The organism is Sphaerisporangium flaviroseum (genome assembly GCF_039537005.1).
GTDB classification, from domain to species: Bacteria; Actinomycetota; Actinomycetes; order Streptosporangiales; family Streptosporangiaceae; genus Sphaerisporangium; species Sphaerisporangium flaviroseum.
This window is the reverse complement of record NZ_BAAAZR010000002.1, coordinates 208527-232620: the sequence shown is the minus strand read 5'-3', so window position 1 is coordinate 232620 and position 24094 is coordinate 208527. Positions and strand designations below refer to the sequence as shown.

At 69.8% G+C, this 24094-nt stretch carries 19 protein-coding genes; 10 read left to right on the top strand and 9 right to left on the bottom strand.

What is annotated here, in order from left to right:
* The first annotated feature begins 99 nt into the window (after positions 1-99).
* Positions 100-2001, top strand: a complete 1902-nt coding sequence (locus ABD810_RS07305; protein WP_344935934.1) for a sensor histidine kinase — start codon at positions 100-102, stop codon at positions 1999-2001.
* 9 nt (positions 2002-2010) lie between these two features.
* Here ABD810_RS07305 and ABD810_RS07300 read toward each other — a convergent pair whose 3' ends face one another.
* The 3 genes from ABD810_RS07300 to ABD810_RS07290 all read right to left on the bottom strand — a co-directional run bounded on the left by ABD810_RS07300 (position 2011) and on the right by ABD810_RS07290 (position 5033).
* Positions 2011-2667 carry an HAD family hydrolase gene (locus ABD810_RS07300; protein ID WP_344935932.1) on the bottom strand — a complete coding sequence of 219 codons (657 nt, stop codon included), beginning with the start codon at positions 2665-2667 and terminating at the stop codon, positions 2011-2013.
* Positions 2668-2799: 132 nt separating this feature from the next.
* Positions 2800-3474, bottom strand: coding sequence for a response regulator (locus tag ABD810_RS07295; RefSeq protein WP_344935930.1), 675 nt, complete (start codon positions 3472-3474; stop codon positions 2800-2802).
* A complete protein-coding gene (locus ABD810_RS07290; protein WP_344935928.1) occupies positions 3471-5033 on the bottom strand; it encodes an ATP-binding protein in 1563 nt (520 codons plus the stop codon). The genes ABD810_RS07295 and ABD810_RS07290 overlap by 4 nt, the downstream gene beginning before the upstream one ends.
* A 172-nt stretch (positions 5034-5205) precedes the next feature.
* On the opposite strand from ABD810_RS07290, the gene ABD810_RS07285 reads away from it, so the two are divergent.
* Genes ABD810_RS07285 through ABD810_RS07275 form a run of 3 tightly spaced genes read left to right on the top strand, consistent with a single transcriptional unit; the run spans position 5206 to position 8201 of the window.
* Positions 5206-6177: a tripartite tricarboxylate transporter substrate binding protein gene (locus ABD810_RS07285; RefSeq protein WP_344935927.1), complete on the top strand. Its 972-nt coding sequence runs from the start codon at positions 5206-5208 to the stop codon at positions 6175-6177.
* On the top strand, positions 6174-6698 hold the full coding sequence (locus tag ABD810_RS07280; RefSeq protein ID WP_344935926.1) for a tripartite tricarboxylate transporter TctB family protein: 525 nt from the start codon (positions 6174-6176) through the stop codon (positions 6696-6698). The genes ABD810_RS07285 and ABD810_RS07280 overlap by 4 nt, the downstream gene beginning before the upstream one ends.
* The gene (locus ABD810_RS07275) at positions 6699-8201 is read left to right on the top strand and encodes a tripartite tricarboxylate transporter permease (protein WP_344935924.1); all 1503 of its coding nucleotides are present in this window, start codon (positions 6699-6701) and stop codon (positions 8199-8201) included.
* Here ABD810_RS07275 and hrpA read toward each other — a convergent pair.
* The 3 genes from hrpA to ppgK all read right to left on the bottom strand — a co-directional run bounded on the left by hrpA (position 8191) and on the right by ppgK (position 13490).
* Positions 8191-12081: an ATP-dependent RNA helicase HrpA gene (hrpA, locus tag ABD810_RS07270; protein ID WP_344935922.1), complete on the bottom strand. Its 3891-nt coding sequence runs from the start codon at positions 12079-12081 to the stop codon at positions 8191-8193. The two genes, ABD810_RS07275 and hrpA, sit on opposite strands and share 11 nt — an antisense overlap.
* Before the next feature lie 126 nt (positions 12082-12207).
* Positions 12208-12639 carry an ATP-binding protein gene (locus tag ABD810_RS07265; RefSeq protein ID WP_344935919.1) on the bottom strand — a complete coding sequence of 144 codons (432 nt, stop codon included), beginning with the start codon at positions 12637-12639 and terminating at the stop codon, positions 12208-12210.
* Between the two features lie 110 nt (positions 12640-12749).
* Entirely contained in the window at positions 12750-13490 is a 741-nt protein-coding gene (gene ppgK, locus ABD810_RS07260; RefSeq protein ID WP_344935916.1) for a polyphosphate--glucose phosphotransferase, read from the bottom strand.
* Between the two features lie 121 nt (positions 13491-13611).
* On the opposite strand from ppgK, the gene ABD810_RS07255 reads away from it, so the two are divergent.
* On the top strand, positions 13612-14604 hold the full coding sequence (locus ABD810_RS07255; protein ID WP_344935914.1) for a serine hydrolase: 993 nt from the start codon (positions 13612-13614) through the stop codon (positions 14602-14604).
* A 17-nt stretch (positions 14605-14621) separates the two neighbouring features.
* On the opposite strand, the gene ABD810_RS07250 is transcribed toward ABD810_RS07255, so the two are convergent.
* Together ABD810_RS07250 and ABD810_RS07245 are read right to left on the bottom strand one after the other, a co-directional pair.
* Entirely contained in the window at positions 14622-16313 is a 1692-nt protein-coding gene (locus tag ABD810_RS07250; protein ID WP_344935912.1) for a pyridoxal phosphate-dependent aminotransferase, read from the bottom strand.
* A gap of 245 nt (positions 16314-16558) precedes the next feature.
* Positions 16559-17941, bottom strand: a complete 1383-nt coding sequence (locus ABD810_RS07245) for a cation:dicarboxylate symporter family transporter (protein ID WP_344935910.1) — start codon at positions 17939-17941, stop codon at positions 16559-16561.
* 186 nt (positions 17942-18127) lie between these two features.
* Here ABD810_RS07245 and ABD810_RS07240 point away from each other — a divergent pair, with 186 nt between their 5' ends.
* Positions 18128-19753, top strand: coding sequence for an ATP-binding protein (locus ABD810_RS07240; protein WP_344935908.1), 1626 nt, complete (start codon positions 18128-18130; stop codon positions 19751-19753).
* Entirely contained in the window at positions 19750-20421 is a 672-nt protein-coding gene (locus ABD810_RS07235) for a response regulator (RefSeq protein ID WP_344935906.1), read from the top strand. The genes ABD810_RS07240 and ABD810_RS07235 overlap by 4 nt, the downstream gene beginning before the upstream one ends.
* Positions 20422-20448: 27 nt before the next feature.
* On the opposite strand, the gene ABD810_RS07230 is transcribed toward ABD810_RS07235, so the two are convergent.
* Positions 20449-20637: a DUF2795 domain-containing protein gene (locus tag ABD810_RS07230; protein ID WP_344935903.1), complete on the bottom strand. Its 189-nt coding sequence runs from the start codon at positions 20635-20637 to the stop codon at positions 20449-20451.
* 528 nt (positions 20638-21165) lie between these two features.
* Between ABD810_RS07230 and lanKC the strand changes: the two genes are divergently transcribed.
* The 3 genes from lanKC to ABD810_RS07215 are packed head-to-tail and all read left to right on the top strand — an operon-like array spanning position 21166 to position 24059.
* On the top strand, positions 21166-23772 hold the full coding sequence (gene lanKC, locus ABD810_RS07225; protein ID WP_344935900.1) for a class III lanthionine synthetase LanKC: 2607 nt from the start codon (positions 21166-21168) through the stop codon (positions 23770-23772).
* A 5-nt stretch (positions 23773-23777) separates the two neighbouring features.
* Entirely contained in the window at positions 23778-23900 is a 123-nt protein-coding gene (locus ABD810_RS07220; RefSeq protein WP_344935897.1) for a SapB/AmfS family lanthipeptide, read from the top strand.
* Between the two features lie 36 nt (positions 23901-23936).
* Positions 23937-24059 (top strand): SapB/AmfS family lanthipeptide, encoded by a 123-nt coding sequence (locus ABD810_RS07215; RefSeq protein ID WP_344935894.1) that lies wholly within the window; start codon positions 23937-23939, stop codon positions 24057-24059.
* Positions 24060-24094 lie beyond the last annotated feature (35 nt).

Here is a 24094-nt window from a genome sequence, read left to right as displayed (position 1 = left end):
TATAGGCCTCACGCAAGGCGCGGAGACATGGCCCCTCAGAATCGTACTATTCGGTTTAAGTTATACTCGCTGCTCAGCCTGCCGATTGTCGCGCTAATCGTGCTCTGGAGCTTTATCACCGGGCACATCGTCGGCGACTACTTCGATCTGCGCAGAGCCGTCACCCTGTTCGATCAGGTGGCGACCCCGGCGGGAATTCTCGCCAACCACGTCCAGCAGGAGCGGCAGCTTTCCGCCATCTTCCTGAGCGGCACCTCGCCCGACGGCGGGCGCCTCTCGGCCGCACGCGAGGAGACCGACAGGGCGGTGACCCTGTTCCACCAGCGCGCCACCTCGCTGGAGGGCCGCTCGGCGACCGGCCCCGACGTGGTGCAGAGCATGGCCGAGCTGGAGAGGGAGCTCGACAGGCTCAGCGTGATCCGCGAGGACGTCGACGCCCGCGCCACCGACCGCCTCCAGGCGGTGCTGGAGTACACCGAGATCCAGGAATCGCTCTACCAGATGTACGACCAGCTCGTCACCGTGCCCGAGCTGGCCCTCTACAGGAAGGCCGCGGGCCTGCAGACGGTGGTCAGGTCGCGCGAGCTGCTGTCCCAGGAGGACGCGCTGCTGTCCGGCGCCATCCTGCAGGGCTCGCTGACCGAGGAGGAGCAGCGCGCGTTCGCCCAGATGGTCGCCGGTCGCCGGCTGCTGCTCGGCCGCGGTCTCCAGGCGCTCGACACGGAGCTGCGGCAGCCGTACGACGAGCTGCTCGCCTCTGCCGACTACAAGCGGTTCACCGCCATGGAGAACCAGGTGGTGTCCCGGGGCGACCGTCCCGAGCAGTCCGCCGCCTGGCAGCCCCTGGCGAACCAGCTCGGCTCGCGGACCGACCAGCTCGTCGCCAGCCGCGCCAAGCTGCTCAACGAGCGAACCGACGCCACCGCCTCGGGGATCATCGCGCAGATCGTCATCGCCGCCGGTCTCGGCCTCCTCGCGATCATCCTCGCCGTGGTGCTGTCCGCGCGGCTCGGCCGCGGCCTCGCGCAGGAGCTGGCCGGCCTGCGCAGCTCGGCCCTGGACCTGGCCGACGTACGACTCCCCCGTGTCGTGGCCAAGCTGCGCGCCGGCGAGGCCGTGAACGTCGAGAGCGAGGCGCCGCCGATCCCGGTCACCGGCACCACGCTGGAGGTGCAGGATGTGGCCCAGGCGTTCTCGACCGTGCGCAGGACCGCCGTCGAGGCCGCGGTGGGCCAGGCCGATCTGCGCAAGGGCATCAGCCTCGTGTTCCGCAACCTCGCCCGGCGCAACCAGTCGCTGCTGCACCGCCAGCTCACCCAGCTCGACTCGATGCAGCGGAAGACCAGCGCCCCCGACGCCCTGTCCGATCTGTTCAGGCTCGACCACCTCACCACGCGCATGCGCCGCCAGGCGGAGGGCCTGATCATCCTGTCCGGCGCCCCAGCCGGACGGGCGTGGCGCAAGCCCGTCCCCATGCACGACGTCGTACGGGGAGCGGTCGCGGAGGTCGAGGACTACACGCGTGTCACCGTGATGCCGATGTCCGACGCCGCGGTGGTCGGCACGGCGGTGGCCGACGTGATCCACATGCTCGCCGAGCTGGTGGAGAACGCCACCGTCTTCTCCCCGCCCAGCACCCGGGTGACCGTCAGGGGAGAGCTGGTGGGCCGGGGCTTCGCCATCGAGGTCGAGGACCGGGGCCTTGGGATGAGCGAGGAGGACCGCGGCGAGATCAACCGCCGGCTGGCCAACCCGCCGGAGTTCAACCTGGCCGACAGCGACCGTCTGGGGCTGTTCGTGGTGAGCCAGCTCGCCATCCGGCACGACATCAAGGTCAGCATCCGCCGCTCACCGTACGGCGGCACCACCGCCGTCGTCCTCGTGCCGCACGCCCTGATCATCCTCACCGGCGACGCCGCGCCGCTGGACCAGCGCGACCTGGACCCCCGCTCCCTCACCTCCGCCCCGGAACCCACCCCCGAGCCGGACAACCACCTCTGAACCTCGCGGTCACAGACCGCGCTCGGCGAGGACGGTGGCGATCTCGGGGATGCCGTCGACGATCATGTCCGCCTGGAGTGCCCCGGGGCGCTCAGCGTGCAGGTAGCCCCACGGGCCGCGGCGCAGCAGCGCCGTGCGCATCCCGGCCTCGCGGGCCGGGAGCACGTCGTTGTCGAGCCGGTCCCCCACGTACAGGATCTCGCCGGGGTCCCGCCCGGCGACGGCGGCGACCTTCTGGAAGAATTCGGGTCGCGGCTTGCTGACGCCCCACCCGGCCGAGGTGTGAACGGCGTCGACCGGAAGGCTCATCGCGACGAGCGCGTCATAGGCCTGCGGGGGTTGGTTGCCCGCGACGATCAGCTGGTACCCCGCCGCGCGCAGCGCCGCCAGACCGGGCCGTACGTCAGGGTAGAGGTCGTCGGCGTCGAAGTTCTCGCGCAGCCCGCCGGGATCGTCGCGGCGCCAGGCGTCGATCTCGGCGTACACGTCGATGCCGGGCCGCACCACCTCGAAGGCGTCCTTGTGCGACCGGTCGAGCGCGGCCATCCCGCCCAGCACCCCGAGCATGACGAAGCGCGAGACTCCCAGCCGGTCGGCCCACCGCGACCAGATGCGCGTCTCGTCGATCAGCGTCTCCCCCACATCGAACACCAGCGCCCGGACCACTCGGACTCCTCCCCTTTGATGTGCCATCCGACCTTACTCGGCCGGGTGTGCCCGCCCGTCCTGGAGGTGCCGAGGACCTCGCTCGCGCGCCAGGCCGGATCGGCCCGCGCGGGCCGAGGATCGGCGGAGGCCTCAGACCCCTGAACCCGTCCAGATGTAGCGGTGCTCGGGACGCCCCATGGTGCCGTACCGGGGCTGGAGCGCGGCTCTGCCCGACTCGCACAGGTACTCGAGGTAACGGCGGGCGCTCACCCGGGACAGCCCCGTCAGCTCGGCGGCCTCGGCTGAGGAGAGGTCCGACCCGGCGGTCCTCAGCGCCTCGGCGACCAGAGCGCAGGTCGCGGCGGACAGCCCTTTCGGCAGGGCGGGAACGCGGGCCACGCCGAACAGCCTGTCCACGTCGCTCTGATCGGCGCTGGGGCCGAGCGCGGCGAGCCTGTGGCGCGACTTCGCATAGTCCTCCAGCCGTTCGGTGAGCGCGGCCGGCGTGAACGGCTTGATCAGGTAATGCACCGCTCCGCCCCGCATCGCCGTACGCACCGTGGACAGATCGCGGGCCGCGGTGATGACGAGCACGTCCACCGGGATGGCGGAGCCGCGCAGCGCACGGAGTACCTCCAGCCCTGACATGTCGGGCAGGTAGATGTCGAGCAGCACGAGGTCCGGCCGGTGGGCGGCGACCGCGGCGAGGGCGGCTTCGCCCGTGTGGGCCATGCCCGTGACGTGGAACCCGGGTGTCCTGGTCACGTAGCCGGTGTGGACCCGGGCCACCATGAAGTCGTCGTCGACGACGAGTACCCTGATCATCGCGCCTCCGTGGGGAGCAGGGCGGTGAACACCGCACCGGAGTCGTTGTGCAGACGCACCCACCCGCCCCGCCGCTGACACGCCTGCCGGGTGAGCGCCAGTCCGAGCCCACGCGCCCCCGCCTGCGCGGCCTTCGTGGTGAACCCCTGCCGGAACACCTCTTCTGCGAGTTCGGGCGCGATGCCCGGGCCCGAGTCTCGCACCTGTATGCGCAGCCCCTCATCATCGGTGGCCAGGACGACCTCGACGCCTCCTGGTTTGCCGTCGAGCGCGTCGAACGCGTTGTCCACGAGGTTCCCCAGCACCAGTACGGCGTCGTGGGGATCACCGATGAGCGACGGGTCCACACGCGAGTCCGGCGAGACCGTGAGAGTCATTCCGCGCTCGGCCGCCTCCGCCGACTTGGCGAGCAGGAGCGCGGCCAGCGTGGGTTCCGCGACGCGCTCGCCGAACGTCCCGGCCAGGCGCTGGTGGGCGTCGGTGGTCTCGGTGATGTACCGGATGGCCTCGTCGAACTCCTTGAGGGACAGCAGGCCGACCACGGTGTGCATGCGGTTGGCGAACTCGTGTGCCTGTGCCCGGAGGGCGTCGGTCGTGCTCGACGCGCGATCCAGGTCCTGCGTGAGCCGGACCAACTCGGTGCGGTCGCGCAACGTGACCACCCAGCCGAGGCTTCGCTCGCCGAGGGCCACGGGCATCCGGTTGAGCACGAGCACGCGGTCCTCGTGCGGCACGATGCTGTCCTCCCCGGCGTCCTCTCCTGCCAGCACGTCCCGGAGCCGCTCCGAGATGGGCATATCGGTCAGCGTTCCGGTGGTCGCATGCAAACCGAGCAGTTGGCGTGCGGCGTCGTTGACCACGGTGACACGTCCGTCGAGGTCGAACGCCAGCACGCCCTCCTTGACCGCGTGGAGCACCGCCTCCTGCTGCTCGAACAGCGTCGCGATCTCGTGCGGCTCCAGGCCGAACGTCTGACGGCGCAGCCTGCGGGCCAGCAGCACCGCCGCCATCGCCCCGGCGAGCAGCACGGCCAGCACGGTCCAGATCAGCGGCGGAAGGGCGGACCCGAACTGCTCGGCCACCGCCTCCTCCAGCACTCCGACCGAGACCAGGCCGATGACCCGTCCGGACGAGTCGAGGACAGGGGCCTTTCCGCGCAAGGATCGCCCGAGGGTGCCGGTCTGCGTCCCGGTCCAGGTCCGCCCGGCCAGTACGGGAGAGCCGTCCGTGGAGAGTCGTTTGCCGATGAGCGAGGCGGTGGGATGGGCGTAGCGGATCTGGTCGCGGTTGGCGATGACGACGTAGTCCGCGCCTGTCCGCCGCTGGACGCCGAGCGCGATCGGCTGCAGCAGATCCTGCGGCCGGGCGGCGGTGAACGCCTCCTGGACCGCGGGCATGCCGGCGACCGACTGGGCGATCGCGAGCGCGCGGTGCTGGTTGCCGACGTCGAGCTGGCGCCTGGTGTGCTGCGTCCACACAGCCGCCGTGCCCCCCACCGCCAGGAGCACGATCACCATCAGGAGCACGAACATCTGGGTGCCGAGTGACAGTCGCCTCATGATCCTATCCCGCGGGTCAGGGCCTCAGCGTCGCACCGCCGGATAACGGATCGATGACGAGGCGGGCGACCAATATGACCAATACGATGCCAAGCTTCCAAAGCATCGACGCGCGCACCGCCAGCGCCCACGATCCTCACCACATCTCGTCAGAAGAAGTGGGAGCGATGTCATGCGCATCGGAATCCTCGCCGCGCTCGCCGCGCTGGCCATCACCACGGTGTCCGGATGCGGCGGCGCGGGACGGCAGGAAAGCGGCTCCACCGCACTGCGGATCATGGTTCCGGCCGCGCCCGGCGGCGGCTGGGACACCACATCCCGCACGGTGCAGCAGGCGCTCGCGACAGCCGAACCAGGCAGGAAGGTCGAGGTCTACAACGTGCCGGGCGCGGGCGGCACGATCGGCCTGGCACAGCTCGCCGGCGAGAAGGGGAACGGCAACCTGCTGATGGCCATGGGTCTGGTCATGGTGGGCGCGGTCGAGCAGAACAAGTCCAAGATCACCCTCTCGGAGGTCACTCCGATCGCCAAACTGACCGAGGAATTCGAGATCGTCGTGGTGCCGGCGGCTTCGCCGTACAAGAGCATCGGCGATCTGGTGACCGCGTGGCAGGCGGATCCGGCCAAGGTCGCCATCGCGGGCGGCTCCGCCGGCGGTACCGACCACATCCTCGCCGGGCTGATCGCCAAGGCCGGCGGCGTGGATCCCAAGCAGGTCAACTACATCGCCCACTCGGGTGGCGGCGAGGCGCTCAACGCCCTGCTGGGGAACAAGGTGGCGGCAGGCATCTCGGGCGTCGGAGAGTTCGCCGAGCACGTCAAGTCGGGCAAGCTGCGCGCGCTGGCCGTCTCCGGGCCGCAACGTGACCCGAACGTGGACGCCCCGACGCTGAAGGAGGGCGGGCTGGAGGTGGAGATCACCAACTGGCGTGGTCTCGTCGCGCCTCCCGGCCTGAGCGACGCCGACAAGCAGGCGCTGACCGCGCTGGTGACCAAGCTGCACGACTCGCAGGCGTGGAAGGACGCGCTCAGGACCAAGGGGTGGATCGACTCCTTCCAGAGTGGTCAGCAGTTCGCCGACTACCTGGCCCAGGAGCAGACCCGAGTCAAGGCCATCATCGCCGAAATGGGCCTCGTGTCGTGACAAGTCCGGACCTGGAGGCGAGCCGCATGGCGAACGCGGGTCTGCGGCAGAAGTCCGAGCTGGTGCTCGCCGGGCTGGTCCTGGGGCTCGGGATCTTCGTGATCGCCGGAACCGCGGGGATCACGGCCGCCGGCTCCGCCATCGGCCTTGGCCCGCGGTTCTTCCCGTTCCTGGTCGGCGGCGCGCTGATCATCGTCGGCGGGTGCTACATCGCCGACGTGCTGCGCGGGGGCCGGGGTGACCCCGAGGAGTCCGAGGACGTCGACGAGTCGGCCGGGTCCGACTGGCGCGCGGTCGCCCTGGTCGGCGGCGTCTTCCTCGGCTTCGCCCTGCTCCTGGACCTGCTCGGGTTCATCGTCGCCGGGGCGCTGCTGTTCGCCGGGGTCGCCTGGGCGCTCGGCGCCCGGGGGCTGCCGCGCACCATGGCGGTGGCCGTCGTCCTGTCGCTGGGCAGCTACCTGATCTTCGTGAAGGGGATGGGCGTGACCCTGCCCGCCGGGATCCTGGAAGGCGTGATCTAGATGGACTCCTTCCGGTTGCTCCTGGACGGGTTCGCCACGGCGCTGACCGTGCAGAACCTGCTCTACGCCCTGCTCGGCGTCACCCTCGGCACCTTGGTGGGCGTCCTGCCTGGCATCGGGCCTGCGATGACCGTCGCCCTGCTGCTGCCGATCACCTTCACCGTTCCTCCGGCCAGCGCGTTCATCATGTTCGCCGGGATCTACTACGGCGGCATGTACGGGGGGTCGACCACCTCGATCCTGCTCAACACGCCCGGCGAGAGCTCCTCCATGATCACTGCGCTGGAGGGCAACAAGATGGCCAGGCGCGGGCGGGCCGCGCAGGCTCTGGCGACCGCCGCGATCGGATCGTTCGTCGCGGGCACCATCGCCACGGCCCTGCTCGTGGTCGCCGCTCCTGCGGTCGTCGATTTCGCGATCTCGTTCGGGCCCGAGGACTACTTCGCGCTGGCGGTGCTCGCCTTCATCATGTGCTCGGCGGTCCTGTCCCGCTCGCTGGTGCGAGGCCTGGCGTCCCTGGGGATCGGCCTGGCCATAGGTCTGGTCGGCATCGACCAGCAGACCGGCCAGGCGCGGCTGACCCTCGGCATTCCGCAGTTGCTCGACGGGATCGACGTCGTCATCATCGCGGTCGGCCTGTTCGCGGTCGGCGAGGCGCTCTACGTGGCCTCCCGTCTCCGGCACGCCTCTCCCGACGTGGTGCCGGTCGGCCGCGCCTGGATGGGACGTGCCGACTGGTCGAGATCATGGCGGCCCTGGCTGCGCGGCACCGCCCTCGGCTTTCCGATCGGCGCCCTCCCCGGAGGAGGAGCCGAGATCCCGACGTTCCTGTCGTACGCGGTGGAGAAGCGGCTGACCCGGCACAAGGACGAGTTCGGGTCGGGCGCCATCGAGGGAGTGGCCGGGCCGGAGGCGGCCAACAACGCCTCGGCCGCGGGAACGCTCGTGCCGCTGCTCTCGCTCGGCCTGCCGACCTCGGCCACCGCCGCGATCATGCTGGCGGCGTTCCAGCAGTACGGCCTCCAGCCGGGCCCGCAGCTCTTCACCCACAACCCGGCCCTGGTCTGGGGGATGGTGGCCTCGCTGTTCGTCGGCAACGTGATGCTGCTCGTGCTGAACCTGCCGCTGGCTCCCCTCTGGGCCAGGCTGCTGCGCATCCCGCGGCCCTATCTCTACGCCGGGATCGTGTTCTTCGCCGGGCTCGGGTGCTACGCCGTGAACAACTCCTGGGTGGACCTCGTCATCCTGTTCGTACTCGGCCTCCTCGGCTTCGCCATGCGCCGCTTCGGCCTGCCGATCGCTCCGGCGGTGATCGGCGTGATCCTCGGGCCGATGGCGGAGATCCAGCTGCGCCGAGCGCTGGCCATAGGCGCAGGCGACGCGACGGTGCTGGTGAGGAGCCCGATCGCGGCCGTCCTCCTCACAGTCGCCGTGCTCGCCCTGCTCGCTCCGCTCCTGCGCCGCCGGATCTCGCGTGATGTGCCATCGGAGGTCAGGCGATGAGCTGGGACATGGCCTTCTGGATGCGCTTGTCGGAGACGGGATAGGGGGTGCCGAGGGTCTGGGCGAAGTAGCTGACCCTCAGCTCCTCGAGCATCCAGCGGATCTCCGAGACGGCGTCCTCCGACCTTCGCGCGGCGGGAAGCCTCTCGACCATCTCGTCGTACGCGTCGCGCATCTGGTCGAGCTTGAGCATGCGCTCGCGGTCGCGGAAGGGGTCGTCGGGAAGCTTCTCCAGGCGCCGCTCGACCGCCCGGAGGTAGCGCTGGAGGTCGGGCAGCCGCCGGTATCCGGTCGCGGTGACGAAGCCGGGGAAGACCAGTGAGGACAGGTGCTCCTCGATCTCGTCGAGGAGGTCCGCCGGCCCCTTCATCGCGCCGAGCGTGTTCCGCACGCCCTGCCAGATCACCAGGATGCCCTCGACCCTGGCCACGATCTCGGACACGGTGTCGAACAGCTCGGCCCGTACGTGCTCGTGGACACGCTTGAAGTCGCCGGGCCGCCACGCCGGGCCGCCCGACTCGGCGATGAGCTTGTCCACCGCGCAGGTGACGCAGTCCTCGAAGAGCTCGGCGGCGTCCCGGTGCGGGCTGTGGCTGAGGGCCAGCTTCTGCCGGGTGGTGAGGCCGCGCAGGATGGCCTTGGCCGGCGAGTTGACGTTCAGCAGGACGAGCCGCCGCATGCCCGCCCACATCGCGGACCGCTGCTCGGCCTCGGTCTCGAAGACGCGGATCGCGACGCTCGCGCCCTCGTCGACCAGCGCCGGATAGGCCTTGACCCGGCCCTGCTCGAAGAGCTTGGGCAGCTCGCCGAAAGTCCAGGCGCGTAGCCCTGTCCGTTCGAGCTCCTCGCCCGCGCGGGCGAGCGTGGCACGCATCTTGGGCGCCAGCCGCCGTTTCAGCGCCGACAGGTCCTTGTCCTCGGCGACGGTGCGCCTGTGCTCGTCGACCACGCGATAGGTGACCCTCAGGTGGTCGGGCAGGCGCCCGGGCTCCCAGGCGTCCTGCGGCACCCGCACGCCGGTGAGGTTGAACAGCTCGCGGCCCACCGCCTCGACGAGCGGCTCCCTTCCCGGGCTCACCCGTTCGAGCACGGCCTTGGCGAAGTTGGGGGCGGGCACGAAGTTGCGCCGGATGGGCTTGGGCAGCGACCGGATCAGCTCGACGACCAGTTCCTCCCGCAGCCCGGGGATCTGCCAGTCGAAACCGTCGCCCTCGACCTGGTTGAGCACCTGGAGGGGGACGTGCACGGTCACACCGTCGGCGTCCGCCCCGGGCTCGAACTGGTAGGTGAGCCGCATGCGCTGGCCGCCCTGCCGCCAGGCGTCGGGATAGGCCTCCTGCAACCCCCCGGCGTCGGCCCCCTCGTTGATCAGCATGTCGGCGGAGAAGGTCAGCAGGTCGGGCTCACTCTGCCGCTTCTGCTTCCACCAGGTGTCGAAGTGGGCCGCCGACACGACGCTCTCGGGCACGCGCTTGTCGTAGAAGTCGAACAGCGTCTCGTCGTCGACCATGATGTCGCGCCGCCGCGCGCGGTTCTCCAGCTCCTCCACCTCGGAGAGCAGCCGGCGGTTCTCCTTGAGGAAGCGGTGGTGGGTCTCCCAGTCGCCCTCGACCAGGCCGTGGCGGATGAACAGCTCCCGCGACAGGTCAGGGTCGATGCGGCCATAGTTGATCTTGCGCTCGACCACGATCGGCACGCCGTACAGGGTGACCTTCTCGTACGCCATGACGGCGCCCTGGTTCTTCTCCCAGTGTGGCTCGCTGTAGGTGCGCTTGACCAGGTGCTGGGCGAGCGGCTCGACCCACTCGGGCTCGATCTTGGCGACGACCCGCGCCCACAGGCGCGAGGTCTCCACCAGCTCGCCCGCCATGACCCAGCGGGGCTGCTTCCGGTACAGCGCCGACCCAGGGAAGATCGCGAACCGCGCGTTGCGGGCGCCGATGTACTCGCGGACGCCCCTCCGGCGCGGGCCGTCCTCCTTCTTGTCGGCCTTCTCCACATCCATGAGCCCGATGTGGGAGAGCATCCCGGCGAGCAGGGAGACGTGGATCTGGTACGGATCGGGGCGCGTGGTGTTCAGGGTGACGCCCATGCCCTTGGCGACCTGCTTGAGCTGGCTGTAGATGTCCTGCCACTCGCGGACGCGCAGGTAGTTGAGGTAGTCGGCCTTGCACATCCGCCGGAACTGGCCGGAGGACAGCTCTCTCTGCTGCTCGCGCAGGTGGTCCCACAGATTCAGATAGGTCAGGAAGTCGGATTCCTTGTCGGCGAAGCGCGCGTGCTTCTGGTCCGCCTGGGCCTGCTTGTCCGCCGGCCGCTCGCGGGGATCCTGGATGGACAGCGCCGCAGCGATCACCATGACCTCGGTGGCACAGCCGTTGGCGTCGGCGGCCAGCACCATGCGGGCGAGCCTCGGGTCGACAGGGAGCTGGGCGAGCTTCTCGCCGATCGCCGTGAGCTTCTTGTGCTCGTCGAAGGCGCTGAGCTCCTGCAGCAGGTTGACGCCGTCCTTGACCTGCCGCTGGTCGGGCGGCTCGACGAACGGGAACGCCGCGATGTCGCCCAGCCCGAGCGAGGTCATCTGCAGGATGACCGAGGCGAGGTTGGTCCGCAGGATCTCGGGGTCGGTGAACTCGGGCCGCCCGAGGAAGTCCTCCTCGGAGTACAGCCGGATGCAGATGCCGTCGGAGGTCCGGCCGCAGCGGCCCTTGCGCTGGTTGGCGGACGCCTGGGAGATCGGCTCGATCGGCAGGCGCTGCACCTTGAGGCGGTGGCTGTAGCGGGAGATGCGGGCGAAGCCGGGATCCACGACGTACTTGATGCCGGGAACGGTCAGCGAGGTCTCCGCGACGTTGGTCGCGAGGACGATGCGGCGCCCGCGGTGGGCCTGGAAGACGCGGTGCTGCTCGCCGGACGACAGGCGCGCGTACAGCGGGAGCACCTCCTCCTTGCGGTCCTTGAGCGCCTCGGCGGTGTCCCGGATCTCCCGCTCTCCGCTGAGGAAGACCAGGATGTCGCCGGGGCCCTCGGCGCACAGCTCGTCGACCGCGTCGACGATGGCCTGCGCCTGGTCCTCCTGGTCCTCGCTGATCGGCCGGTGGCGCACCTCGACGGGGTAGGTGCGGCCGGACACCTCCACGATCGGGGCGCCGCCGAAATGCCGGGAGAACCGCTCGGGGTCGATGGTGGCCGAGGTGATGATCAGCTTGAGGTCGGGGCGCTTCGGCAGGAGCTGCTTCAGATAGCCCAGGATGAAGTCGATGTTGAGGCTGCGTTCGTGCGCCTCGTCGATGATCAGTGTGTCGTACCGGGACAGCAGGCGGTCGCGCTGCATCTCGGCCAGCAGGATGCCGTCGGTCATGAGCTTGACCAGCGTGCCCTCGCCGGAGTGGTCGGTGAAGCGCACCTTGTAGCCGACGGCGTCGCCCAGCGGGGTGTCCAGCTCCTCGGCGATCCGCTCGGCCACCGTGCGCGCCGCGATGCGGCGGGGCTGCGTGTGACCGATCTGGCCGCGCACTCCGCGGCCGAGCTCCAGGCAGATCTTCGGGATCTGCGTGGTCTTGCCCGAGCCGGTCTCCCCCGCGACGATCACCACCTGGTGGTCGCGCACGGCCTGGAGGATGTCGTCCCTGCGCTGGCTGACCGGCAGGCTCGCCGGATAGGTGATCGCCGGTACGAGCGCCCGCCTGGCGCCGACGCGGGCCTCGGCGGCCTCGATCTCGGTGGCCACCTGGTCGGTGATCGCCCGCAGGGCCTTCCCATCGCGAACCCTGCGCGCGCCGTCGATGCGGCGGCGGAGCCTGAGCTCGTCGCGCAGCATCAGGCCAGGCAGGCGGTCACGCAGATCGGTCAAAGGCGATTTCAACGAAGACGTTCCCATGGTCGCTTTCCGGCCGTCTCGTCAGACGACCGCCACCGGCAAGGATAAGCAACCCGCCCCCGGTCCACGCCAACGGTTTACCGGTGACCCCCGCGCCCCCGCCCCGCGACGACGGGGGAACAGCGGTCAGTGAGTGGTGAGCAGCTCGCCGGGCGAGTCACGTGTGAAACGCAGCATCTTCTCCAGGCAGACGATCGCCCCCTGGCGCGGACGGTTGATGAAACGCACGTCGTCGGCCAGGGCGCGCATGATCTGGAGCCCCCGGCCATGCTCGGCGAGCGGAGAACGCGCCTGGACCTTCTCCGCGTCGAACCCGCTCCCGGTGTCCACCACTGTGATCACGAATTTGTCGGCGACGAGTTGCGCGCTGACGGTGTATTCATCGGTCTCGGAGGCGTGCCTGATCACGTTCGAGCACGCCTCGCTGAGCATCAGCTGGATGTCCTCCTTGATCTGCTGCTCGACGCCGAGCACTTCAAGCTCCGCGCCAAGGATCTGCCTGGTCACGGACACGCTCGCTGCATCGCGCGGCAAGCGCAATGCGATGGTCACCTCCACGGTGCCTCCTTCCGGCCCACGAGTTTAAAGGTGCCCTCAGGATCCGGCCCAAACACCGAACCTCCAGGTAAATGAGATCGTGGCCGTGTCCGGCCACGGCGTGGAGGCGATCAGCGGGCGGCCGTGGCCGCCAGCGCCGCCCCGATGATGCCCGCCTCGTTCAGCAGGACGGCGGGCACGATCGGCGTCCCCGGCAGCTCGATGTGGGGCAGCCACTTCTCGGACTTCTTGCTGACGCCGCCGCCGACGATGATCAGCGACGGGGACAGCAGGGCGCGGATGTGCTCCAGGTACTCCTGCACGCGGTGCGCCCACTTGTCCCAGCTCAGGTCGTGGACCTCTCGGGCGTGGTCGGAGGCGCGGTGCTCGGCCTCGTGCCCGTCGATCTCGATGTGCCCGAACTCGGTGTTCGGGATGAGCACCCCGTTCATGATCAGAGCGCTGCCGATGCCGGTCCCGAAGGTCAGCATCACCACCAGCCCCCCGCGGCCGTGGCCCGCCCCGAACGTCGCCTCCGCGACGCCCGCCGCGTCGGCGTCGTTCAGCACGGTGACGTCGAGCCCGGTCGCGTCCTCGAACAGCTTGCGCGCGTCCATGCCGATCCAGGCGTGGTCGACGTTCGCCGCGGTCTTGGTCACCCCGTCCACCACCACCCCAGGGAACGTCACCCCGACCGGCCCCGTCCACGAGAAGTGCTCCACCACCTCACGCACCACCTGGGCGACGGGCTCGGGCGCGGACGGGCTCGGCGTCGGGATCCGCCGGCGCTCGTCGAGAAGCTTCCCTGTCGTCGTGTCCACGGGCGCGCCCTTGATCCCTGATCCGCCGATGTCGATACCCAGTACGTTCATGTCACTCCTCACCAAGCGTGTGCAGCCCTTATTGCCGTTATCCGGCCACCGATGCAGAACTACCACCAGTTGGCGGGATTAAAGGACACCAGACATGTGCACATCTGGTAGGGATGTTCGGATGAAGCCGTTCACGTTCAGGGCGCCGCTGGCAGTGGCCCTCGCCGCCGTGCTCACCGCGACCTGCGCATCAGCGCAGCAGGCCGCGGCGAGTTCCGCCACGGTGGCGCGCCCGCCGCGGATCCCGCCGGGCACGACCGCGAGCTACATGGTGTTCGACCGGGTCACGGGCAAGGCGACGCTGGGGTACAAGGTCCACAGCCGGTTCAGGTCGGCCTCGGTCGTCAAGATCCTCATCGCGCTCGACCACCTGGAGTCGCGCGAGCCCGGCACCGCCATCCCCGCCCGTGATCGCGGCCTGCTCTCACGGATGCTCCGTTCCAGCGACGACGACGCGGCGTCGGCGCTCTGGAGCCGCGGCGGCCGCGCGGCGATCATCACCCGCATGGTCCGCCGCGTCGGCCTGACCGACACCGGGCCACCGCCCGCGTCCAAGCCCGGTTTCTGGGGCTACACCGCTTTGAGCGCGGCCGACGTGGTGCGCACGTACCGCTACCTGTTCGACAGGGCGAATCCGCAGGTGCGCGACCTGATCCTCGGCCATCTGAGGGAGGCCACGCGCTGCGCCACCGACGACTTCGACCAGTATTTCGGCATCCCGAGCGCCGTGCCACGGCCGTGGGCGGTCAAGCAGGGCTGGTCAGGCTACGGCTCCACACCGGCCGTGCGATGCGCCGGCACGCGTACGAGCAGCCTGAGGCAGGCCGCGGCGGAGACGGATGCCACCGATACCGCCGCCACGGCCGAGGCGCGGACCACAGGTACCGCGGGTGCGGCAGAGGCGGAGACCACGGGTGCCGCGGGCACGGCGGAGGCCCGCCCGGGTGTGAACCTGATCCGCCCGGTGCTCCACACGACCGGAGTGGTGGGCAAGGGTGATCGCCTGATCGTCGTCGTGCTGACCCTTCAGCCGGCGGGGTCCTCCTTCACCTCCTCCGCCGCCCGGCTCACCGCGCTCACCAGGGACGTCCACCGCGCCGCCCTCCCCAAGTGACCCCGGGGCCGCGCGGGTCAGGGCCTGCCGCTGTCGTACCGGCCGGCAGAGGGGTCCGGCCTGCGTGGCGTGTCCGGTGACACCGCTCTGAAGGGAGAGGTGTTGTCGTCGAAGGTCCATCGGGACGTGGAGTCGAGCGGGTCGAGCCGCCCGTGCCGGGGATCGTCGCTGCCGACCACGAACGGATCGCTCTGACCGGAGGACGAGCCGGCGTAGGAGTCCCTCTGGTAGGAGGCGCCGTTCTGGTAAGAGGCGCCGTTCTGGTAGGAGGCGCCGTTCTGGTAGGAGGCGCCGTTCTGCAGTGAGGCGCCGTTCTGGTACGACGACGGGGAGGCCGGCGGCTCCCTGAGGTAGGCGGTCGGCGTCACAGAGGAAGGCTCGGTCAGATAGGCGGCGGGTTCCTTGGAGTAGGACGCCGGCGTGGCGTAGGCGTCCGTCCGCCGGGCGGAGGTCGTCTCGTAGGAGGTCCGCGCCTGGTAGGAGGGCTCCTGCCGGGGGGCGGACGGGGTCTCGTACGAGTTCTGCGCCTGGTACGACGGTTCCTGGCGGCGGGCGGAGACAGGGCTGATCGCCGCGGCGGCCCTGCCGTTGCCGGAGGAGAACAGGTAGGAGTGGATCCCCTCGACCAGGCGCTGCGCGTCCTGCCTCGGCCGGACGACCAACCGGAGGAACTGGCTGCTGGAGCCCAGCTTGTTGCCGCACTCGCGGACGAACACGTTGTGCGCGGAGAAGAGATGGTCGCGCAACGCCTTGCCGTCCCTGCCCTGGGGCAGCTTCACCATGAGGAAGTTGCCCTGCGAGGGGTACACCGTGAGCCCCGGCAGCGCCGACAACTGCTGGAACATGGACCTGCGGTCGGCCGCCAGCAACCGGAGGCTGTCCTGGTACTCGCGCATGTGCTCCTTGAGCATGAAGACCACCGACTCCGCGAAGGAGTTCAGGTTCCACTTCGGGAGCCTGCGGCGGACCGTGGCGGCCAGGGCGGGGTTGGCCACCAGGTAGCCGAAGCGGATGCCGTGCAGCCCGAAGTTCTTGCCCAGGCTCTTCAGCACGATCACGTTGGGCCGGATGGCGGCCTCGTCGGCGACGCTGGGGTTCTGCTCGGCGTCCACGAAGTCGATGAACGACTCGTCGACGACGACCAGGTCCAGGTCGGAGAGCCTGTCGAGCAGGTCGACGACCTTCTCGCGCGGCAGGTATCCGCCGTCGGGGTTGTTCGGATTGCAGATCACCGCGACCCGTGACCCGCGCCTGCGTATGAACTGCACGTAGCTCTCGACGTCGAGCGAGAAGCCCTGGGACTCCGGCAGGGGGTACATGTCGACCCGCTTGCCGGTCTCCAGCGGCTGGTCGGTCCAGCGGCCGAAGGTGGGGATGGGGATGGCGAGGCTCTCGTGGACGAGCAGGTGGTCGATCCAGGTGATCAGCTCGGTCGATCCGTTGCCCATGACCACCGTCTGCGACTTCAGCCCGAGGACCGCGCTCAACTCGGCGGCGATGGCGTCGGTGTCGCTCGGGTAGTACTTCAGGATCGTGGTTATGTTCTGCCCGAGGCGTTCGAAGACCTCAGGAGTGGGGAAGTAGGGGTTGCAGGGAATACAGAAGTCCACCGGAGCACCTTGAAGCCCGGAAGTCCCCCGCAGGAGCGAGAAGTACGACGGGCTGTGCGCCTCAGCGCGTAGCAGGTTGAGATCGGTGGATCCGGCCAAGGGTGGCCTCCTCCATGACGGCGGACCGGGGCAGGACACCTGGAGTTACGTGGCTTGGCCGTCGCCGGTTCATCCCGTTTCGCCGGGGGCCCGGTCCGGGCCCCTCAGCTCCGCGCCTCACTTGGACCGGGCCCCTCAGCTCCACGCCTCACTTCAGTACGTCAGTGCCTCCGCACATCCGTCGTCGGCAGGAGCCGGCCCGCCGAATACCGCCGATAGGGGTCGGCGCATCGGCGGGCCCGGCGTCATCTGGGGGATCCCACCGTCACCGGCTCCTCCGGAGCCGCCGGCGGCGGCGTGTCGTCCTCCTCGTCCACGAACGTCGCCTCGTCGAACGGGAGCCGCCCGGCCAGCACCTCCTCGGCGCGTTCCCGGTCGAAGTCCCGTACCCACGTGCCGATCAGCACGGTGGCCACCGCGTTGCCCGCGAAGTTGGTCAGCGCGCGGGCCTCGGACATGAACCGGTCGATGCCCACGATGAGGCCGACGCCGTCGACCAGTTCCGGCCGGTGCGACTGGAGGCCTCCGGCCAGCGTGGCGAGCCCGGCGCCGGTGACCCCGGCGGCGCCCTTCGAGGCGATGATCATGAAGATCAGGAGCGACACCTGCTCCCCCACCGACAGCGGGGCGCCGGTCGCGCTGGCCACGAAGAGCGTCGCCATGGTCAGGTAGATGGCGGTCCCGTCGAGGTTGAACGAGTATCCGGTCGGCACGGTGATGCCGGTGACCGCGCGGCTCACGCCGAGGTGCTCCATCTTCGCGATGAGGCGCGGCAGCGCGGACTCGGACGAGGAGGTCGAGAGGATCAGCAGGAACTCCCGGCCCAGGTAGCGCAGCAGCGAGATCAGGTTCACCCGGGCGCCCAGCCACAGCAGCGGGCCCAGGACCAGGCCGACGAACAGCAGGCAGGTCGTGTAGAACCCGAGCATCAAGACGGCCAGGCTCCGCAGCGCGCCGAACCCGCCCGCCCCGACCACCGCGGCGATCGCGCCGAACGCGCCCACGGGGGCGGCCCACATGATCATGGCCAGGACGCGGAAGACGAGCCGCTGGATGTGGGCGATCCCGGCGAGGATCGGTGCCGCCCGCTGCCCCATGGACTGGAGCGCGAACCCGGTGAGCAGGGCCACGAGCAGGGTCTGCAGCACCTGGCCTTCGGTGAAGGCGGAGACGAACGTGGTGGGGATGATGCCGAGCAGGAACGACGTCGTGTCGCTCTTCCCGCCCTTGGCCGCCTCGTCCTCGGCCGCCTTGCGCAGGTCGTCGGTCAGCTGCAGGCCCTCGCCGGCGTGCAGCATGTTGCCGACGACCAGGCCGATCACCAGTGCGATCGAGGACATGATGAGGAAGTAGCCGATGGCGAGGCCGCCGACCTTGCCCACCTTGGCGGCCTGGGCCACCGATCCGACCCCGAGCACGATCGTGCAGAAGATGATCGGGCTGATCATCATCTTGATCAGCGCCACGAAGGCCGTCCCGAGCGGCTTCATCGCGAGGGCGAGGTCCGGCGCCAGCACACCGACCGCGACTCCGGCGAGCACCGCGACGATCACGGCCAGGTACAGATAGCGGGTACGGTCCCGTTGCACCGTGGGTGCCGGGATTTCCGGGGATGGAGGCGTGGTCACGCGACCCTCCTTGTCTTTCGTACGTGTGTACCTGCGTACCTTCGTACGGGGGGAAGTGAGGTTCCGGTCGAGTGACTATGCGTCGGTACAGTGACCTGGGTCACTATTGCGTACATATCGTGCACGACCGTTCTCGCCGGCGCCCGCCCGGCTCCCCTACCCGTGAACCCGCCGATACACGAACCGGTGACCGTGAAGACCCTGACGACGATCTCCTCCCGCCTCGGCCGATGGAGCCTGGCACGCCAGATGCTCGTGCTGCAGATCGTCGTGGTCGGGGTCACCGTGGTGGGCGGGACCCTTCTCACCTTCTCCCATATCCGGCACCTGCTGAACGACGAGGCGGCGAAGACCGCCAAGGCGGTGGCGATCAGCGTGGCCGCCTCACCGGCCGTGCTGGCCGCCCTGAGCGACCCCGATCCGTCGGTCGCGCTCCAGCCGTACGCCGAGAGGGTGCGCAGGGAGGCCGGGCTGGACTTCATCACGATCATGAGCCGTGAGGGCCGCAGGTACACCCACCCGAATCCCTCGCAGATCGGCGGGCACTTCCTCGGGAACACCGCTCCCGCCCTGGAGGGACGCACGTTCACCGAGACCTACACCGGGACGCTCGGCCCCTCGGTGCGCGCCGTCACGCCCGTCCGCGACGCGAGCGGGCACGTACGCGCGCTGGTGAGCGCGGGCATCACCGTCGACAAGTTGAGCGCGCGGCTACGCGACCAGATCGCGGCGGCCGCGCTCACCGGGCTGATAGGCCTGTCGGCGGGGATCGCGGGCGCCTCCCTCGTGTCCGCCCGCCTGCGCCGCCAGACGCACGGGCTGCGCTCGGCCGAGCTCAGCCGCATGTACGAGTACCACAACGCGATCCTGCACGCGGTCCGCGAGGGGCTGCTCATGGTCGACGGCGACCGCCGGCTGACGCTGGCCAACGACGGCGCGCGCGAGCTGCTGGAGTTGCCCGCCGACGCGGAGGGACGGCACGTGAGCGACCTTGGACTCCCGCCCTCCCTGGCGGAGTCGCTCATGTCCGGGGAGGACCGCGCCGACGAGATCCATCTGACGGGTGACCGTGTGCTGGTGGTGAGCGCCGCCGCGGTCCGCTCGGGCACCCGCTCGCTCGGCACCGTGGTGACGCTCCGCGACCACACCGAGCTGCAGGCGCTCACCGGCCAGCTCGACGCCGAACGCGGGTTCGCCGAGTCGCTCCGTTCCGCCGCCCACGAGGCGGCCAACCGGTTGCACACGGTCGTCACGCTGGTCGAGCTCGGCCGTGCCGACCAGGCCGTGGAGTTCGCCACGGCGGAGCTGCGGGCCGCCCAGCAGCTCACCGACCGGGTGGTCGGCGCGGTACGCGAACCCGTGCTCGCGGCGCTGCTCCTGGGCAAGACCGCCGAGGCCGCCGAGCGCGGGGTCGAGCTGTCCATCAGCCCGGACAGCGTGCTGGACGACGTCGTGCTGGACAGACGTGACCTGGTGACGATCCTCGGCAACCTCCTCGACAACGCGGTCGAGGCGGCCATGTCCGGAAGCCCGCCCGCACGCGTCGACGTCCACCTGCGGGCCGAGGACGGCACGTTCCTGGTCCGCGTGGCCGACAGCGGCCCGGGGCTCGGCGCGCAGACCGCCAAGGACGTCTTCCGGCGCGGATGGACGACGAAGGGAGACGGGCGAGGGCTGGGGCTGGCCATGGTCGGCCAGGCGGTGCGCCGCCTCGGCGGCGCCATCGAGGTCGGCGACGACGGTCAGGGAGCGGTGTTCACCGTGCGGCTGCCGCTCCCGCGCGACGGGGTGGACGGAGAGGCGTCGTCATGATCTCGGTGCTGATCGTGGAGGACGAGGAGCTGACCGCCGAGGCGAACCGGCTGTACGTCGAGCGGATGCCGGGTTTCCGGGTCGCGGGGGTCGCACGCTCGGGTGGCGAGGCGCTGCGGTTCCTGCGGCGCGAGCCGGCGGACCTGGTGCTCCTCGACCTCTACCTGCCGGACATGCACGGGCTGGACGTGTGCCGCGCGCTCCGGGCGGCCGGCGTCTTCTGCGACGTCATCGCGGTCACCTCCGCGCGTGACCTGTCGGTGGTGCGGTCGGCGGTCTCCGTAGGGGTCGTGCAGTACCTGCTCAAGCCCTTCACCTACGCCGTGCTGAGCGAGAAGCTCCAGCGGTACGCGGAGTTCCGGTCGTCGATGGGCGGCTCCGGAGAGGTCAGCGGCCAGGGTGAGGTGGACAGGGCGCTGTCCACCCTCCGGGGGACCGCCCGCGCCCCCTTGCCCAAGGGGATGACCGCGGCGACCCTGGAGGCGGTGGCGGGCCAGCTTCGCAAGGCTCCAGGCGGGGTGTCCGCCCAGGCCGTCGGCTCGGCGATCGGGGTGTCGCGGGTGACCGCGCGGCGCTACCTGGAGCATCTCGTCGACAGCGGGAGCGTGCGGCGCGTGCCACAGTACGGCGGGCTCGGACGTCCGGAGCTGCTCTACCAGATCACCTGAGCCGGGGGGAGCCCACAGGTCTCCGGGTCAACCGGCGAGAGCCTTGCTGACACCGCTCGGGCCTTCGTACTCCTTGTCGGGAAGCCGCTGGAGGGCCTCCAGCGCCTGCTTGTCCGCACCCTGCTTCTTGGCGTGCTCCACAAGCTGTTCCTTGGTCGCCGGGTAGTCAACTCCGGACAGAAACTTCTGAACGTGGATGAAGTCCACCTGCGTCATGATTCCTCCTTTGTCGCAAAGTGGTTACTGTCCCAGGTCACTGACCGAGAAACCGCACATTCCACCTCTGAGGGCCGGGATGTACGAGTCTTTGCACCCGGTCCACGACCGGCTTTCGACGTGTCCGCAGCCCATTTAAGACGTGGCCGGCTCCTGACCGGAATCCGGATTCAGGACAAACCGGGGCAGTGAAGTGTGCTCGCCTGGCGCCCGTACGACCCGTGCCGGACGGCGGTATGCGAGCCCGCCCCCCGAGATCCCGAGCATTGTTCTAGCGCAGGCCACAGCAGGTGTACCCGATCCTGCACCGTCAAACACGGTTAACGGAGGAATTTTCCCGAAGTCACCGTCACGCGCGCCTCTTAACCAAAAATCACAGGTCAAGAGGGGCAAGAGTGACAGGTATCACGAATCAATAGTGACACTGGCATATGACACCTGTGGATACCGTCACTAGGCACGGCTGGGGTTATCCGTAATTCTCCTTCTAGCGATCGACCCGATCGAGCGAGGAGAGGGGTGTGGGAAGTGATCGACAGATATGAGATCTATTGCCTAGCCGATCCACTGTTTTACGACACCCTTGACACTCAGCGCACCAAGTACCCTGACTTTCCCATTGCCGGTCGGGCCGTCCCCGCCGGCTGGGAGCATCGTGCCACCGACACCTGGCTCCACTACGGCCCGGAAGACCGGTCGCTCCCCCTTCAGGGGTGGAAGATCCACGTCTCGTCCTGCCTGGACGACGCGGAGAAGACCCTGGACGCGGTATGGGACTACTGCGTGAGCCGCCGGCTCAGCTTCAAGTTCCTCCGCGGGCCCCGTGTCGTCATGATGCTCAGCTCCAAGTACGCCGACCGGGGAAGCAGCGGCAAGCTGGTCACCATCTACCCGGCGGACGTGAACGAGCTCGAGCTGGTGCTCAAGGAGCTCGACGAGCTGCTGCACGGTGTCCACGGCCCGTACATCCTCAGCGACCTGCGGTACGGCGACGGCCCGCTGTTCGTCCGGTACGGCGGCTTCGCCGAACGCTACTGCATGAACGGCAACCGGGAGCGCGTCCTTGCGATCGAGGACACGGAGGGCACCCTGGTGCCCGACCGGCGAGGGCCCTCCTTCTCCCCGCCCTCCTGGGTCACCCTGCCGGACTTCCTCGAACCCCACCTGGCCGCGCGCAACGCGGTGACCTTCACGGACCTGCCGTACCAGATCGAGAAGGTGCTGCACTTCTCCAACGGCGGCGGCGTGTACAAGGGCCGGGACACCCGCACGGACCGTCAGGTCGTGCTCAAGGAGGCCAGGCCCCACGCCGGGCTCGACGCGGCCGGCCGTGACGCGGTCACCCGCCTCAAGCACGAGGCCGACATCCTGCGGCGGCTCGAAGGGCTGGACGTCGTCCCCGCCCTGTACGACTACTTCACTCTCGGTGAGCACCACTTCCTCGTCCAGGAGTTCATCGACGGGACCACGCTGAGCCAGGAGTCGGTGCACAGGCATCCCCTGACCCGCGCGACCGTCGACGCCGAGGACGCCGCCGAGTACACCGAGTGGGCGCTCGACATGCTGGCCCGGGTCGAGCGGGCGGTGACCGCGCTGCACGAGCGCGGGGTCGTGTTCGGCGACCTGCACCCCTTCAACGTCCTGGTGGACGGCGAGCGAGTCGTGCTCATCGACTTCGAGGTCGCCACCCTCGCGGAGAACAGGACCCGGCCGACCCTGGCCCACCCCGGCTTCTGCCCGCCCCCCGACCGGCTCGGCGTCGAGGCCGACCTCTACGCCCTCGCCTGCCTGCGCATCGGCCTGTTCGCCCCGATGTCCACGGTGCTGATACCGCTGCACCGGCCCAAGGTCACCCACCTCGCCGAGATGGTCTGCGACACCTTCCCGGTGCCACGCGCCTACGTGGCCGAGGCGGTGCGCACCATCCTGGGCAAGGAGGCGACGGCCCCCGCGGCGGCGATGCGCGACCTGCCCCTCCCCGGCCGGGCGGAGTGGACGTCGATCAGGGACGCGGCGTGCCGGGCCATCATCGCCTCGGCCACCCCCGAGCGGAACGACCGCCTCTTCCCCGGCGACGCGGCGCAGTTCCAGCCGGGCGGCGGGCTGAACATGGCCAACGGCGCCGCCGGCGTCCTCTACGCGCTCGCCGCCACCGGAGCCGGCCGCTTCCCCGAGCACGAGTCCTGGCTGCGTCAGCGGGCCATGGCGCCCGAGCCCGGCACCGGCCTCGGATTCTGGGACGGGCTGCACGGCGTGGCCTACGCCTTCGAGGCGCTCGGCCGACGGCAGGACGCCCTGGAGCTGACCGGCCTGTGCCTGCGGGAGAAGTGGGACCAGCTCGGACAGAGCCTGTACGCGGGCCTGTCCGGCATCGGCCTGAACCTGTTCCACCTCGGAGAGGCGACGGGCGAGCGCGAGTTCCGGGACACCGCGATGACCATCGTGGACATCGTGGCCGGCCGTCTCGGCGCCGTCGACAGCGTCCCCGAGGTAAGCGGCGGGGGCAACCCGCGCGCCGGGCTGATGCGCGGCTCCTCGGGTCCCGCACTCCTGTTCCTCCACGCGTACGAGGCCACCGGCGACGCCTCCCTGCTCGATCACGCGAGCATCGCGCTCCAGCAGGACCTGCGCCGATGTACCCGGCGCGACGACGGACAGCTCCAGGTCCAGCAGGGCTGGCGCACCAACCCCTACCTGGACGAGGGCTCGGCGGGCATCGGGCTGGTCCTGCGCCGGTACCTGGCGCACCGCGACGACGACGCCTTCCGTGAGGCCCTGCGGGACATCGGCCCGGTCGCGACCCTGGACTACTACGTGCAGTCGGGCCTGTTCGCCGGGCGCGCCGGAATGATCGCGTCCCTGGCGATGGGCCTGCGGCCGGGCGTGGACCCCGCCGGCCCCGAGGTGGCGGACCAGATCGCGCGGCTCGGCTGGCAGGCCATGCCGTACGGCGGCGGGCTCGCCTTCCCCGGCAACCAGCTTCTGCGACTCTCGATGGACCTCGCGACCGGCACCGCCGGTGTGGTCCTCGCGCTGGGCACCGTGCTGCACGACCGGCCGGTGCGCCTGCCCTTCATCTCCCCGCCTGGCACTCCTGCCGGGACGGCGGACCCGACGAATGACGAAAGGAGGTGACTTTCATGGCGCTTTTGGATCTTCAGGACATGGAGCTTCCCACCGGCGGCGGCGGTGGCGGCAGCAACCTGAGCCTGTTGGGGTGCACCCCCCACGAGAACAGCAGCCTCAGCATCCTCTGTGGCTGACCCTCCAGCAAGACAAGACGAAAGGGCGTAACCGAAATGGCGCTTCTCGACCTGCAGGAGATGGAACTGCCCACCGGTGGCGGCGGCGGCGGCAGCAACCTGAGCCTCGTGGGGTGCACCCCCCACGAGAACAGCAGCCTCAGCGTCCTCTGCCACTAATAGCTGACCAGTGCCTGGGGCGGCCCTCATCCGGC

Bases quoted from the DNA above. Each gene is read 5' to 3' on its own strand.
- ABD810_RS07220 (WP_344935897.1), top strand. From the start codon at position 23,778: ATGGCGCTTTTGGATCTTCAGGACATGGAGCTTCCCACCGGCGGCGGC.
- ppgK (WP_344935916.1), bottom strand. From the start codon at position 13,490: ATGAACGTACTGGGTATCGACATCGGCGGATCAGGGATCAAGGGCGCG.
- ABD810_RS07230 (WP_344935903.1), bottom strand. From the start codon at position 20,637: ATGACGCAGGTGGACTTCATCCACGTTCAGAAGTTTCTGTCCGGAGTT.
- ABD810_RS07255 (WP_344935914.1), top strand. From the start codon at position 13,612: ATGAAGCCGTTCACGTTCAGGGCGCCGCTGGCAGTGGCCCTCGCCGCC.
- ABD810_RS07235 (WP_344935906.1), top strand. From the start codon at position 19,750: ATGATCTCGGTGCTGATCGTGGAGGACGAGGAGCTGACCGCCGAGGCG.
- ABD810_RS07215 (WP_344935894.1), top strand. From the start codon at position 23,937: ATGGCGCTTCTCGACCTGCAGGAGATGGAACTGCCCACCGGTGGCGGC.
- ABD810_RS07275 (WP_344935924.1), top strand. From the start codon at position 6,699: ATGGACTCCTTCCGGTTGCTCCTGGACGGGTTCGCCACGGCGCTGACC.
- ABD810_RS07285 (WP_344935927.1), top strand. From the start codon at position 5,206: ATGCGCATCGGAATCCTCGCCGCGCTCGCCGCGCTGGCCATCACCACG.
- hrpA (WP_344935922.1), bottom strand. From the start codon at position 12,081: ATGGGAACGTCTTCGTTGAAATCGCCTTTGACCGATCTGCGTGACCGC.
- ABD810_RS07295 (WP_344935930.1), bottom strand. From the start codon at position 3,474: ATGATCAGGGTACTCGTCGTCGACGACGACTTCATGGTGGCCCGGGTC.
- ABD810_RS07290 (WP_344935928.1), bottom strand. From the start codon at position 5,033: ATGAGGCGACTGTCACTCGGCACCCAGATGTTCGTGCTCCTGATGGTG.